The organism is Sphingobium sp. MK2, assembly GCF_040170545.1.
GTDB lineage: Bacteria > Pseudomonadota > Alphaproteobacteria > Sphingomonadales > Sphingomonadaceae > Sphingobium.
On record NZ_JAZDXA010000007.1, the window covers coordinates 96,608 to 110,389 of the forward strand.

General features: G+C 61.4%; 11 protein-coding genes. 6 read left to right on the top strand and 5 right to left on the bottom strand.

From position 1 onward, the window contains the following. Positions 1 to 7 precede the first annotated feature (7 nt). Both V2I08_RS04705 and purD read right to left on the bottom strand, forming a co-directional pair. Positions 8 to 538, bottom strand: coding sequence for a hypothetical protein (locus V2I08_RS04705; RefSeq protein ID WP_310223977.1), 531 nt, complete (start codon positions 536 to 538; stop codon positions 8 to 10). 61 nt (positions 539 to 599) lie between these two features. Continuing rightward, on the bottom strand, positions 600 to 1,877 hold the full coding sequence (gene purD / locus V2I08_RS04710; RefSeq protein ID WP_349634049.1) for a phosphoribosylamine--glycine ligase: 1,278 nt from the start codon (positions 1,875 to 1,877) through the stop codon (positions 600 to 602). Positions 1,878 to 1,884: 7 nt separating this feature from the next. Between purD and xseA the strand changes: the two genes are divergently transcribed. From xseA to V2I08_RS04725, 3 genes are read left to right on the top strand one after another with little or no spacing between them, the layout of a single operon-like run. Continuing rightward, on the top strand, positions 1,885 to 3,381 hold the full coding sequence (gene xseA, locus V2I08_RS04715; protein ID WP_349634124.1) for an exodeoxyribonuclease VII large subunit: 1,497 nt from the start codon (positions 1,885 to 1,887) through the stop codon (positions 3,379 to 3,381). A gap of 20 nt (positions 3,382 to 3,401) precedes the next feature. Continuing rightward, entirely contained in the window at positions 3,402 to 3,614 is a 213-nt protein-coding gene (locus V2I08_RS04720; protein WP_349634050.1) for a DUF2093 domain-containing protein, read from the top strand. Then, positions 3,611 to 4,450 carry a M23 family metallopeptidase gene (locus tag V2I08_RS04725; protein ID WP_349634051.1) on the top strand — a complete coding sequence of 280 codons (840 nt, stop codon included), beginning with the start codon at positions 3,611 to 3,613 and terminating at the stop codon, positions 4,448 to 4,450. The genes V2I08_RS04720 and V2I08_RS04725 overlap by 4 nt, the downstream gene beginning before the upstream one ends. Positions 4,451 to 4,456: 6 nt before the next feature. Here the strand turns inward: V2I08_RS04725 and V2I08_RS04730 are convergent, their stop codons facing one another. Next, positions 4,457 to 5,005 carry a hypothetical protein gene (locus V2I08_RS04730; protein ID WP_349634052.1) on the bottom strand — a complete coding sequence of 183 codons (549 nt, stop codon included), beginning with the start codon at positions 5,003 to 5,005 and terminating at the stop codon, positions 4,457 to 4,459. Between the two features lie 394 nt (positions 5,006 to 5,399). Between V2I08_RS04730 and V2I08_RS04735 the strand changes: the two genes are divergently transcribed. Next, positions 5,400 to 8,333, top strand: a complete 2,934-nt coding sequence (locus V2I08_RS04735) for a TonB-dependent receptor domain-containing protein (RefSeq protein WP_349634053.1) — start codon at positions 5,400 to 5,402, stop codon at positions 8,331 to 8,333. A gap of 69 nt (positions 8,334 to 8,402) precedes the next feature. On the opposite strand, the gene V2I08_RS04740 is transcribed toward V2I08_RS04735, so the two are convergent. Beyond that, positions 8,403 to 9,434, bottom strand: coding sequence for a hypothetical protein (locus V2I08_RS04740; protein WP_349634054.1), 1,032 nt, complete (start codon positions 9,432 to 9,434; stop codon positions 8,403 to 8,405). 111 nt (positions 9,435 to 9,545) lie between these two features. Here V2I08_RS04740 and V2I08_RS04745 point away from each other — a divergent pair, with 111 nt between their 5' ends. After that, entirely contained in the window at positions 9,546 to 10,826 is a 1,281-nt protein-coding gene (locus V2I08_RS04745; protein ID WP_349634125.1) for an aspartyl/asparaginyl beta-hydroxylase domain-containing protein, read from the top strand. 65 nt (positions 10,827 to 10,891) lie between these two features. Next, a complete protein-coding gene (locus V2I08_RS04750) occupies positions 10,892 to 11,149 on the top strand; it encodes a hypothetical protein (RefSeq protein WP_349634055.1) in 258 nt (85 codons plus the stop codon). A gap of 43 nt (positions 11,150 to 11,192) precedes the next feature. On the opposite strand, the gene clpB is transcribed toward V2I08_RS04750, so the two are convergent. After that, positions 11,193 to 13,772 carry an ATP-dependent chaperone ClpB gene (clpB, locus tag V2I08_RS04755; RefSeq protein WP_349634056.1) on the bottom strand — a complete coding sequence of 860 codons (2,580 nt, stop codon included), beginning with the start codon at positions 13,770 to 13,772 and terminating at the stop codon, positions 11,193 to 11,195. Positions 13,773 to 13,782: the final 10 nt, after the last annotated feature.

Genomic DNA, 13,782 nt, shown 5'->3' on the forward strand with positions numbered 1-13,782 from the left:
TCAGGCTTTACAGCTTGCCATAATGCGCTTCGAATCCGGCAATATCGCCCGCTGCCAGATATTTCGCCTGATCGATCCACTGGTCGCGGATCGGACGGCCCTTGAAATTGCCCAGCCTTGCGTCGATCGCAGCGATATCCGTATCAGTCCAGGCGGCGATCTGCGCAAAGCGGGTGATGCCCAACTCATTCAGCAGCGCCTTGAGCTTGGGGCCGACCCCTTTCATGCGCAGCAGGTCGTCCTCGCCCGCTTCCTGTGACACTTCCGGCACGACGGCGGCTACGGGTGCAGGTTCCGCTTCGACCACCCTGACAGGCTCGACAGCAATCGGCTCTACAGCAACGGGTTCGACAATGACCGGCGCGATGACAACCGGCGCAACCGGCTCGACTGCAACCGGATGGGATTCCGCTTCAATTGCGGCCGGCGGCGCAACTTCGCCGCCTTTGCCCTTGCCCGACACCAGGAAGACAAGACCGATGATCACCAGCAAACCGACCAGCAGCCACAGCCCATAGTCCATGAAGAATTCCTGCATCACGCGCCTCCCTGAATATTGTGCCGCTATGTAGGGACGCTTTGTCCTGAACGGCAAGCCTTCACGCCTGTTCGCGCGCAACCTCGCGCCAGCCGATGTCGCGACGGCAGAAGCCGGTCGGAAAATCGATCGCATCGACGGCGGCATAGGCGGCCGCCTGCGCTGCGCCGACACTCTCGCCAGTCGCGGTCACATTGAGTATGCGCCCGCCATTAGCGACCAGCGCGCCATCCCGTTGCGCCGTCCCCGCATGAAACACCATCGCCCCCTGCGCCTGCGCCGCATCAATTCCCTGAATCGCGCCGCCCTTTTCCGGCGTGCCCGGATAGCCATTGGCCGCCATCACGACGGTCAGCGCCGTGCGCTCAGCCAGTTGCACCGGCCCCTGCTCGGCCAACGTCCCCTGCGCGACGCTCAGCAACAGGTCGACCAGATCGCCATCGAAACGCATCATCAGCACCTGGCATTCCGGGTCGCCGAAACGGGCATTATATTCGATCAGCTTTGGCCCCTGGCCGGTCAGCATCAGCCCGGCATAGAGGACGCCCGAATAGGGCATTCCCTCGGCCGCCATCGTCGCCACCGTCGGCGCGATGATCGTGTCGATCACCTGGCGTTCCAGGTCGGGCGTCAACACGCGCGCGGGGCTATAGGCACCCATGCCGCCGGTATTGGGGCCGGTGTCGCCATCGCCCACCCGCTTATGATCCTGCGCCGATCCAAAGGGCAGGATGGCGCTGCCATCGGTCAGCGCGAAGAAGCTGGCCTCCTCGCCGGTCATAAACTCTTCGAGCACCACTTCCTCGCCGGCCGCGCCGAACGCGCCGGAGAACATGGTGTCGAGCGCATCGAGAGCCTCTTGCCGCGTTTCCGCGATGATGACGCCCTTGCCCGCCGCCAGGCCATCGGCCTTGATCACCACCGGCAGCGTGAAATCGTCGAGCGCGGCGATGGCACCGTCCTTGCTGGTGACGCGCTGATAGGCAGCGGTCGGGATATGGGCGCGCTGGCACAGATCCTTGGTGAACCCCTTGGACCCCTCCAATTGTGCTGCCTTCTTGTTGGGGCCGAACACCGGAACGCCCATGGTGCGCAGATTATCGGCCAGCCCGTCCACCAGCGGCGCTTCGGGACCGATCACCACCAGCCCGATCGAATGGCGGGTGCAGAAATCCAGCACGGTGCGATGATCCGTCGCGTCGAGGTCGACCAACGTCGCGTGCTCGGCTATGCCGGGGTTGCCCGGCGCGGCGTAGAGCGTATCGAGCCGGGGCGATTGCGCTAGCTTCCACGCCAGCGCATGTTCGCGGCCACCGCCGCCAAGCAAAAGGATATTCATGTCGCCCATGTCCCCGGATTTCGATGCCTATGACAGTAAGGGCCGCCTGTTAGCGGAGGAACGCGCAGGGGACAACGCGCCGCCGCTCTCGGTCAGTGAATTGTCGGGCATGCTCAAGCGCACGGTCGAGGACCGCTTTGGCCATGTCCGGTTGCGCGGCGAGATTTCCGGTTTCAAGCGCGCGGCGTCAGGGCATCTCTATCTGGCGCTCAAGGACGATAATGCGGTGCTGGACGGCGTGATGTGGAAGGGCGGGGCGCAGCGCCTCGCCTTTTCCCCGCAGGACGGGGTGGAGGTGATCGCCACCGGCAAGCTCACCACTTATCCCGGCCGCTCCAAATATCAGATCGTGATCGAGCGGATGGAACTGGCGGGCGAAGGCGCGCTGATGGCGCTGCTCGAAAAGCTCAAGGCGAAGCTCGCCGCCGAAGGCCTGTTCGCGGCCGACCGCAAGCGCCCTTTGCCCTTCCTGCCCCGCACCATCGGCGTCGTCACCTCGCCCACTGGCGCGGTGATCCGCGACATTCTCCATCGCCTTGCCGACCGCTGCCCCACCAACGTCCTGGTCTGGCCGGTATTGGTGCAGGGGCAGGGGGCCGCCGAGCAGATCGCGCGGGCAGTGCGCGGCTTTTCCGCCATGGACGGCAACGGCCCCGTGCCCCGGCCCGACCTCGTCATCGTCGCGCGCGGCGGCGGGTCGATCGAGGATTTGTGGAGCTTTAACGAGGAAATCGTCGTCCGCGCCGTTGCCGATTGTACCATCCCGATCATCTCGGCAGTCGGGCATGAGACCGACACGACCCTGTGCGATCATGCCGCCGATCGCCGCGCGCCCACGCCGACTGCTGCGGCGGAGATGGCGGTGCCGGTGCGCGCCGACCTGCTCGCCACCCTCGCTGAAATGGGCCTGCGGGCCGGACGCGCGGTTCGTCGCAATGCGGCGCAGGCGAAAGAGCGCCTCGACATGCAGGCGCGGCTGATGCCCACCCCCGACATGCTGCTTGCGCCGCAGCGCCAGCGGCTCGATCAATTGTCCGAAGCCCTGGCCAGCGGCTTGCGCCACCGGATCGCCGCCGCCCGCGCGCAACTGGGGCAGGCGGGCGGTGCCTTGCGACCGGCGCTGCTTCAGCAGCAACTCGCCCGTGCAAGCGAGCGGCTCGACCGGTTGCGACCGCGTCCCGATTATCTGGCGCGGGTCTTGACCGACCGCGCGACCGCCTTCGACCGGGTGTCGCGCCATTTCATCTCGCTCGATCCCGACCGGCCGCTAGCGCGCGGCTATGCCCGCGTGATGGCGGGGGGGCGGCTGGTCCAGTCGGTCGAAGCCGCACAAGCTGCGGGCACGGTGACGCTGCATTTCAAGGATGGAACGGTCGACGCAACAGTCGGGCAGGGCGCTGCCTTGCTTGAGAAGCCGGACCCTGCCGCTATATCCTCGGCACCCCGCCAGTCCCGCAAGCCGCGCAGCGCCGAGGCGCTACCGCAGCAGGATCTTTTCTCCTGACCATCTGAAAGGCCCGACCGATGTTCATGTCCAACCGCGACCGGATCGCCCGGCTTCATTATATGCCCTACAGCTTCCGCGTGTTGCAGGCAGGCGACCATGTGCTGTGCGCGGTCACGGGGCGGAAGATCGCGCTCGAAGATTTGCGCTATTGGAGCATCGCTCGGCAGGAACCCTATGCCAGCGCGGAAGCATCGGTTCAGGCGGAGCGCGCGGCGAAACGCATTCCATGAATCGTCTCGCCTTCATCCTGTTGCCTGCCGTCTTGGGAACCACGATTGCGGCGGCACCGCCCCTATCCGAAGATTTCCGCCTTACCGGCACGATGACGCAAGGTGGCGTGGTGACTGGCAGTGCGCCCGCCAATATAATCTCGCTTCGTCTGGGTGAGGAGGTCGTCCCGGTCGATGCCGATGGCCGCTTCCTGATCGCCTTCGACCGCGACGCCGCGCCCACCACCCGACTGACGGCGCAGCTCGCCAACGGGCGAACGATCGAAAAAAGCCTGACCATCGCGCCCCGCCCCTGGCGGATCGAGCGCATCAATGCACCGATGCGCCCCACCAAAAGCACGGAAGCCTTCCTGGCGCTGCGCAAGCCCGAACTGGCTCAGATCGCTGCCGCCCGTGCGCTCAAAACCGATGCCAAGGGTTGGAGACAAAGCTTCATCTGGCCAGCCATGGGGCGCATTTCCGGCCTGTTCGGCTCGCAGCGGGTGTACCAGGGGCAACCCGGTGCCTATCATGGCGGCGTCGATGTCGCGGGCGTGACCGGCACGCCGGTTGTCGCGCCTGCCGATGGCGTGGTGATTCTGGCTGCGGCGGCCAAACCCTTTACGCTGGAAGGGCATCTGCTGATGATCGACCATGGCCATGGTCTCAACAGCGCCTTCCTGCATCTGTCGCGAATCGATGTAAGGTCCGGCGACACTGTGACCCAAGGGCAACGCATAGGCGCGATCGGCGCGACCGGCCGCGCGACCGGCCCGCATCTCCATTGGGGCATGAAGTGGAACGACGCGCGCATCGACCCGCTGCTGGTCGCGGGGCCGATGCCACAGGGGCGGTAAAGCGTTTTAGCTGACCCGCTTCATCCGCACCGCGCGGCCACCTTCGACTTTGCCCATGAAGCTACCCATGGCGGCGCGCTTGAGTTCGATCTTCTGGCCGACCTTCGGGTCGCGCGCCGTCAAGGCCTCCGTAGTGGCCCAGACCGCGCCATCGTCGAGCTCGATCTGCCACTTTCCATAGCCAAGGCTGCGGACCGAAGCGATAACCGCCTCGATCTGGTCAACGCCGTCGGCCTTCGCTTCACCCCTATCATCGACCTCGTCGCCGCCGAGGAAGGGAAGTTTGGGAAAGGAAAAACCGAACAATGTCTTGCGTGTCTTGGCAAGTTCGCTCTTGTCCAGCACAACGACCTCATCGCGCTGAGCAGCGGCATCAATCGCGCCGACCTGCCGGTCGAAGCAGGCCAGTCGCTCACTATTTTCGGTTATGGTTCGGCACTGCAACAGGTCAGTGAAAATCTCCGGTCGCGGCTGCTGTTGCTTGGGCGCGGCCGCCGCATTTGTGGCGGCTATGCTAAAAAGCACCACCCATAATGTCGTGCCAAAGCGCTTCATGCCGTCTCTCCTAACCATTCGACCCGTCGATTGCTCTACCATGCATTGGTCAGAGACAAGGTCAATATATCGCTGGAACGCCACGAGTGGCCGCTCCTGCGCCACTTTCATTCGATGACGGACGGGCTGTGGACATGAATGCTTCGCGTTCACGCTCCAATGAGACATTATGTTGCTATTCGGCTGTAAAACAGGTCTATCACGGTCTTGTTGCATTTATGATACAGCCGCGTTCAAAAGCGGTGAATGCCCTTTTCCCGCGCTTTACAGCGCCCTGCTCCCCGCGCAGTTTCGCGACCATGCATATGGGGGGATCGCTGTCGGGCACCTTATCCCTCCATAGGTAGAAATAGTGGCAGATCATCTGCCAACCTCCAGAGCAAGGGACTGGACCGTGAAGACATTTTCCAAGAGGGCACTTTTGCGTGCCAGCGCCGCACCGGCGATCCTCGGCGCGTCGCTGATCGCAACCGCCGCATTCGCACAGGAAGCGCCGCAGGCCGCTGAAGTCGAAACCGGCGACACCATCATCGTAACGGGTTCGTTGATCCGTAATCCGAATCTCCAGTCGGCCTCGCCGGTCAATGTGACGACGTCGGATGAAATTGATCTTCGCCAGACTAACGTCGCCGAAGAACTGCTTCGTGAAATCCCCGGTATCGTTCCCAGCATCGGTTCGGCGGTCAACAACGGCAACGGCGGTAACTCCTTCGTCAACCTTCGCGGGCTGGGTTCCAACCGCAACGTTGTCCTGCTGGACGGCGTGCGCATCGTGCCTGCTGAGTTGAACGGCCGTTTCGATCTTAACAACGTTCCGCTGGCGCTTATCGAGCGAGTGGATGTTCTGACCGGCGGTGCATCGACCACCTATGGCGCGGACGCGATTGCCGGTGTCGTCAACTTCATCACCAAGTCCGACTTCTCTGGCCTGGAAGCTACGGCTGCTACCCAGATTTTGGATGAAGGCGACGGCCACACCGTTCGCTTCGATGTGACCACTGGTGCCAATTTTGATGATGGGCGCGGCAATGTCGTGCTTGGTATCGGCTATCAGCAGGCAGACCCTGTCTATCAGGGCGCGCGCAAGATCGGCCAGAACACGATCAGTTCCTTCACCGGCCAAGGCGCTGGATCGGGCACTTCCGTTCCCACACGCTTCAGCGTTCCGGGCAGCGGCACGTTGCAGGTCGCACCGAATGGCCAATCGTTGGTAGGCACCTATGCACCGTTCAACTTCGCGCCGGATAACATCTTCCAGACGCCGTTCGAACGCTATAATATCTATGCTGCAGGTCGCTATGAAGTCAGCGATGCGGTGGAAGTGTATAGCCGTGGCCTGTTCACCAAAAATACCGTCAGCACCATTATTGCACCGTCCGGTTCGTTCGGCATTGGTGTCGAAATTCCGCTGAGCAACCCCTACCTCACTGCGGGCATTCGCAACCAGTTCTGCGCAGCCAACGGAATTTCCGCAGCGTCATGCGATGCCGGTGCCCTGGCAACCGACCCGAATGATCCGAACTTCCAGACCGTCACCACCGCTATGTTCCGTCGTGCGGTTGAAGTGGGACCGCGTATCAGCGAATATACCAACACTGTGTTCGATTATCGTCTCGGCGCACGTGGTGGGATCACCGACACGATCGACTGGGACGTTTTTGGTGCCTATGGTGAGAGCGACCAAGTCCAGACCATCAAGGGCTATACGCTGAACTCGCGTGTTCGTGAGTCGCTGATGGCGACCAATACGGCGACCTGCCTGAGCGGCAATTCCGAGTGCGTTCCCATCAACTGGTTCTCGCCGACGGCCGGTGGCATCTCGCCTGAAGGCGCAGCATTCTTGACCGCGAACAGCACGGTGCAGACCCGCACCACCCTGGCGCAGGCCCGGGCAACTGTTACGGGCGACTTTGGCGTAACATCGCCTTGGGCCGCACAACCGATAAGCTTCGCTGTTGGCGGTGAATATCGCAAATATACCGCTCGTCAGGCCGCTGATGAACTGGCTCGTTCGGGTGATCTGGGCGGTGCTGGTGGTGCTTCGCCGAACATCGATGGTGGCTACGACGTCTATGAGGCCATTGGTGAACTGGTATTGCCGATCGTCAGCGACAAGCCCTTCTTCGATGAATTGTCGCTGCAGGCCGGTGTGCGTTACTCCAGCTACAATGTGGATGCCGTTGGCAATCCAGGCTACAATACCACCACCTGGAAGGTGCAGGGCACTTGGGCCCCGACTGCCGGCTTGAGTTTCCGTGGCGGCTATTCCCGTGCAGTTCGTGCGCCGAACATCGCTGAACTGTTCTCGCCATTGAACACGGGCCTTACCAGCCTGACCAACGATCCCTGTGCGTCTATCAACGACGAAGGCGTGCGCATTGCGCCAGAACCGACCGGAACGTTGCGCGACGTTTGTATCGCACAGGGCGCAACGCCTGGTAATGTCGGCTCGATCAACGTGCCGATCGCGAGCCAGGCGAACGCGACGTCCGGTGGTAACCTTGCTCTTGGACCGGAAAAGTCGAACAGCTATACCATCGGTGCCGTGTTTACGCCGCAGTTTATCCCCGGCTTCTCGGTCTCGGTGGACTATTACAACATCAAGGTCAGTGGTGCGATCACCACGCCTTCGCCTGACGATGCGATCAACTCCTGCTTCGGTGCCGGTAATCTCAGCGTCAGCAATCCGGCGTGCACGATCATCCGTCGTGATCCCAACACGGGCGGCCTGAACGGCGATCCGAACACCACGCCTGGCCTGTTCACTGGTCTGTCGAATCTGGGCCGTCTGGCTACTGACGGTATCGACGTGATCCTGAACTATCGCCGCGACATCGGCTTCGCCACTTTGGCGCTGGCCGCAAACGGTAACTGGACCAACAAGTCGACCTTCCAGTCGACCCCGACCGACGTGAACCGTGATTGTGCTGGCATGTTCAGCGTCAATTGCACTTCGCTCCAGCCGGAATTCCAGTGGACGGTGCGTTCGACCCTGGCGTTCGAGAATTTCGACGTGTCGCTGCTGTGGCGCCATATTGACGGCTTCACGTCAGAAAATCCTGACTTGTTCGTTGGCACGCCGGTCGGTTATACCAAGTCGGAAGATTTCAACACTATTCCGTCTTATGACTATTTCGACTTTACGTCGCGCTTCAATGTTTCCGACAATGTCACGTTGACGCTGACGGTGCAGAATATGTTCAATAAGAAGCCGCCTCTGGTGGGTTCGGATGCCGGTGGTACCGCGTGGAACAGCGGTAATACCTTCCCTTCGACCTATGATGCGCTGGGACGTCGCTATGGTGCGGCGGTCAAGCTGCGCTTCTGATCGATTAGCGAAAATGACACTGGGAAAGGGCCGGCAATATGTCGGCCCTTTTTCGTTGGATGGCTTGATTCAATCGAAAAGTGAGCGAGGCAGGCGATAAGATAAGCCGATATTGTCGGCAATTCGATCAGCCCATGTCAAAACCTTGTCAATTTCGTCAGCGTGGAGGGACATGCCATGCCTAGCTGCATCAGCACGTTGTCCATTGGAAAACGACGCTCCTGTCTTGCTGTCGCGCGCAAAGACGGGGCCTGCGACGATCGCGCTGGCCATGGCTTTATCGACCTGCAGACCAAAATGTTGAGCAAGATGAAATAGTCCGACCTCTGGGGAGGCTAGAAATGTTTCACTGTCCACGGTCGCCATCCGCTCACCAAATTGTTGGGTCAATCGCTGGAACAGCATATGTTGGGCCAGCCAACCGACAGCGGCCACTTGAATGTCGGTCAGGCCGAGATAGTCATCAGGCGCAATCCCAAGATTGACGACACCATTCTGCAAAAGTTTTTGAAGCAGATCGCGGACCCATAGGCGTCCCCACATGCCTTTCCGTGTAATTGAAGCAAGAAAATCGGGAAGCGGTGCATGGATAAGCAGCGCGCGCGCGTCGGGCCTAAGCGCCATAATGGCCGGGATCAACGGATTCGCGATATTTGACGGTTTGATAATGACCGCTTCGCCCGGCCCGAAAGGGCGCGCCAACAAGGTCATGGCTTCGTCCAACAGGCGGGCGACTTGTGCGCCAGTCGCGCCCCGATGGTGCCAGCCCGAAATATCGTTGAACAGCATCGGTTCTTTAAGCCCCATTGCAACACCAGGAATGTCGAATGCAGCCACCAGCAGGGTCGAGCAGCAGAAAGCGGAATGAAAAATGAAGTGCAGTGGAGCAGGCGCGGCGGCATGATCCTTCACGTCGGTGCGGTTGACTTCTCGCGGTTGAAGATCAGCGCCAAGATATTCGTCGGTCAAAAACGGAATCTGACGGTGCCTTTCCCTCGCTACGCGCACCATGTGAAAGCTATTGCGGTTGGCGTCATAGCGGTGCGTTAGCCATTCTGGGTCGGTGATAATGTCGCCATTGGAAGGAACGGGAATAGTCATGCAGTGGTGTTTCGCATGACCTTTGGGGAGGCACAAGCTGCCAGGATAAACCCTTACTGGCTATCGCATTTCGTTGTGCTATCGCGTGTGAAGGGCAAGCCGGGGGGCTTTATGGACATTGCAGTAAGTCGGTTATTACAGCAGGCAGCGCAGGCTCGGCAAAGTGGTTGGGTCGCTCAGGGGGAACAATTACTTGCACAGGTGCTGAGGCTTGCACCAAAGGAACCTCAGGCGCTTAATCTGGCAGGTTTGCTTGCGCTCGACAAAGGCGAGTTCAAGTCCGCGCGTGATTATTTTCTTGCGGCCACGGCGGCCGACCCCGGTGAGGCAGCATTGTGGATGAACCTGGCTGCAGCCGAAAGAGGCCTGAACCATCGGGATGCGGAACGCTCGGCGCTGCAAGCGGCAATCGACATCGATCAGCGCAACTTGATGGCGCAGATCCGTATGGCGCAGCTTCTCCAGCGTCTGGGTGAGGGGCAAGGTGCCGTAGAAAGTTGGGGGAAGGCGTTGGCACTATCGGCCGGAACGCTCGACCTGCCCCCTGCTTTGGCCGATATGCTGGCGAAAGGGCGTGATTATGTTTGTGAACATCAGGCAGATTTCGCCAAGCGCATCGAAACTGGCGTCGCTGATCTCCTGGACCAAGCCGACCCTACAGCCCGACGCCGTTTCCAAGCCTGTCTAGATCGGGAATTTGGCCGTCGTACGATCTACCAGAACCAATGCTCCGGTCTTCATTACCCATTCCTGCCGGCTGAGGAATATTTCGACCGACATCATTTTCCATGGATGGAGGCGCTCGAAGCGCAGACGGACATTATTCGCGCTGAATTTCTAGCAATGCTCGCGGGTGTGGACGGTGCCGTCCGGCCCTATGTGCGCCAGGAACCAGGAACACCGCAAAATAAGTGGACGATGTTGCATGATTCTCTTGACTGGGGTGCCGCCTTTTTATGGGAATATGGAGTCCGAAACGAAGCGGTTTGCGCTGCCTGCCCGCAGACCGTTGCAGCGCTGGAAGCGCTCCCGCGCGCTGATATTGCAGGGCGTGCACCCTCGGCCTTTTTCTCCCTGCTTAGACCTAAAAGCCGTATACCGGCACATACTGGCGTTACCAACAGCCGGGCAATTATCCATTTGCCGTTGATCGTGCCACCGGATTGCTACTTTCGTGTGGGCGGGGAAACCCGCAATTGGCAGGAAGGCGTCGCCTTCGCTTTCGACGACACGATCGAACATGAAGCGTGGAACGAATCCGATCATTTGCGCGTGGTACTGATATTCGACGTGTGGAACCCGCATTTGTCACTTGCGGAGCAACAGTTATTGAAGCAATTCTATGCTGCGGTCGATGCCAGAAAAATGACTGATACCATGCTGGACATCTGATCGATGATCATGGCGTTGATCCGGCTGGATCGAGGGGAGGCGATCATCTTTCACGGGAGATATTCATGCGTGGTTTGAAGTCAGTTGTCGTAATCAGTCTGCTAACAATCGCGAGTTCGGCGTTGGCGCAAGAGCAGCCCAAGCTGGATCGTAACGATCCTAATGCTGTGCGGTGCAAGCGGCTCGATGTTATCGGATCTCTGGCCCGCAAAGAACGGGTTTGTAAGACCAATGCGCAATGGCGCGCCAGTGCCGAGCAGCAAAATCGCGATGCCGACGATCTGATCTCTCGCAATCGCGTAGGTATGAATCCGAGCGGTTAATTGGAAACGGGGCGTTACGGTCGGTCCGCAACGCCCTCGCTCTTTAGCTGACCGTCAGCACCAGCGCCCCATCGCCATCCTCGACCCGTACCGTCGATCCGTCGGGCACTTGGCCGCGCAGGATCATGTCGGCGAGGGGGTCTTGCAGATAGCGTTGCACCGCCCGCTTCAACGGCCGCGCGCCATAGACTGGATCATAGCCGACGCGGCCGAGCCAGGCGCGGGCACCGTCGGTCAGGTCGAGGGTGATCTTGCGGTCCTTGAGCAGCTTGCCGACCCGCGCGACCTGGATGTCCACGATCGGGGCCATATGCGCGGCCCCCAGACGGTGGAACAGGATGACCTCGTCCAGCCGGTTGAGGAATTCCGGGCGGAAATGGCCGCGCACGACCTCCATCACCTGATCCTCGACCTTTTCGACCGGCTCGTCGTCGGCGAGGCCTGCAATATATTGGCTGCCCAGGTTCGATGTCAGCACGATGATCGTGTTGGTGAAATCGACCGTGCGGCCCTGCCCATCGGTCAGGCGGCCGTCGTCCAGCACCTGGAGCAGGATGTTGAACACGTCGCCATGGGCTTTCTCGACCTCGTCGAACAGGACGACCTGATAGGGGCGACGGCGCACGGCTTCGGTCAGGACGCCGCCTTCCTCATAGCCGACATAGCCGGGAGGCGCGCCAATCAGCCGGGCGACGCTGTGCTTTTCCATGAACTCGCTCATGTCGATGCGGACCATGGCGTTGTCGTCATCGAACAGGAAACCGGCCAGCGCCTTGGTCAGCTCGGTTTTGCCGACGCCCGTCGGCCCCAAGAAGAGGAAGCTGCCGAGCGGCCGGTTGGGATCTTGTAGTCCCGCGCGGGCGCGGCGCACGGCGGTCGATACGGCACGGACCGCATGGGCCTGACCGATGACGCGCTTGCCCAGCGTGTCTTCCATGGCGAGCAGTTTCTCACGCTCGCCGGTCAGCATCCGTTCGACCGGGATGCCGGTCCAGCGGGCCACGACGCCAGCGATGTCCTCGGCGGTGACTTCCTCGCGCAGCATCGCGCCGTCCGACGCGGTGGCTGCTTCGGCCAGCCGCTTTTCCAGCGCCGGGATGGTGCCGTAGGACAGCTCGCTCATCTTCGCGAGATCGCCTGCGCGCTGCGCCTGTTCCAGTTCGAGCCGGGCGGCGTCGAGCTGTTCCTTGATCTTGGCCTCGCCTGCGATCTTGTCCTTCTCCGCCTGCCAGCGGCTGGTCAGTTCGCTCGACTGCTGCTCCAGATTGGCAAGGTCGGCCTCCAGCGCGGACAGCCGGTCCTTGGATGGCTGGTCGGTTTCCTTCTTGAGCGCTTCCCGCTCGATCTTGAGCTGGATGATGCGGCGGTCGAGATTTTCGATCTCTTCCGGCTTGGACTCCACCTCCATGCGCAGGCGCGAGGCGGCTTCGTCCATAAGGTCGATGGCTTTGTCGGGCAGGAAGCGGTCGGTGATGTAGCGATTGGAGAGCGTCGCCGCCGACACGATCGCGCCATCGGTGATCCGTACGCCATGGTGCAGCTCATATTTTTCCTTGAGGCCGCGCAGGATCGAGATGGTGTCCTCGACCGTCGGTTCGCCGACGAATACGGGCTGGAACCGCCGCTGGAGCGCGGGGTCCTTCTCGACATATTTGCGATATTCATCGAGCGTGGTGGCGCCGATGCAATGGAGTTCGCCGCGTGCGAGGGCGGGCTTCAAGAGATTGCCCGCGTCCATCGCGCCTTCGGATTTGCCCGCGCCGATCAACTGATGCATCTCGTCGATGAAGAGGACGACATGGCCCTCGGCCGCCTTCACTTCGTCCAGCACGCCCTTTAGCCGTTCCTCGAACTCGCCGCGATATTTGGCCCCCGCGATCAGCGCGCCCATGTCGAGCGCCATCAAGGTGCGGTCCTTGAGCGTGTCGGGCACGTCGCCATTGGCGATGCGCAGCGCCAGCCCTTCGGCAATGGCGGTCTTGCCGACGCCGGGTTCGCCGATCAGGACGGGATTATTCTTGGTCCGGCGGGCGAGAATTTGGACGGTGCGGCGGATTTCCTCATCGCGGCCGATGACCGGATCGAGCTTGCCGTCGCGCGCGGCTTGCGTGAGGTCGCGGGCGAATTTCTTGAGCGCGTCATAGCGATCCTCCGCGCCCGCCGTGTCGGCGGTGCGGCCCTGGCGCAGGCTGTTGATCGCGGCGTTGAGCGCTTCGGGCTTCACGCCAGCGGTGCCCAGAGCCTTGCCCGCCGCCGTGGTGATGGCCAGCGTCAGGGCGAGGAGCAGTCGCTCGACGGTGACGAAGCTGTCGCCCGCCTTGGCCGCGACCTGTTCGGCCGAGTCCAGCACGCGCACTATGTCATTGTCGAGACCCGGCGTCTGCTGCGCGCCGCTGCCCGACACGGCGGGGATTTTGGCCAGCGCGGCGTCGGTTTCGCGCAGCGCCGTGGGCGCGTCGCCGCCAGCCGCTTTGATCAGGCCGGACGCCATGCCCTGCTCATCCTCCAGCAGCGCCTTCAACAGATGATCCGGGCTGATCCGCTGATGGTTCATGCGGATCGCGACGGTTTGCGCCGATTGCAGGAAGCCTTTGGCGCGGTCGGTGAATTTTTCGAGGTTCATAACAGGCCCT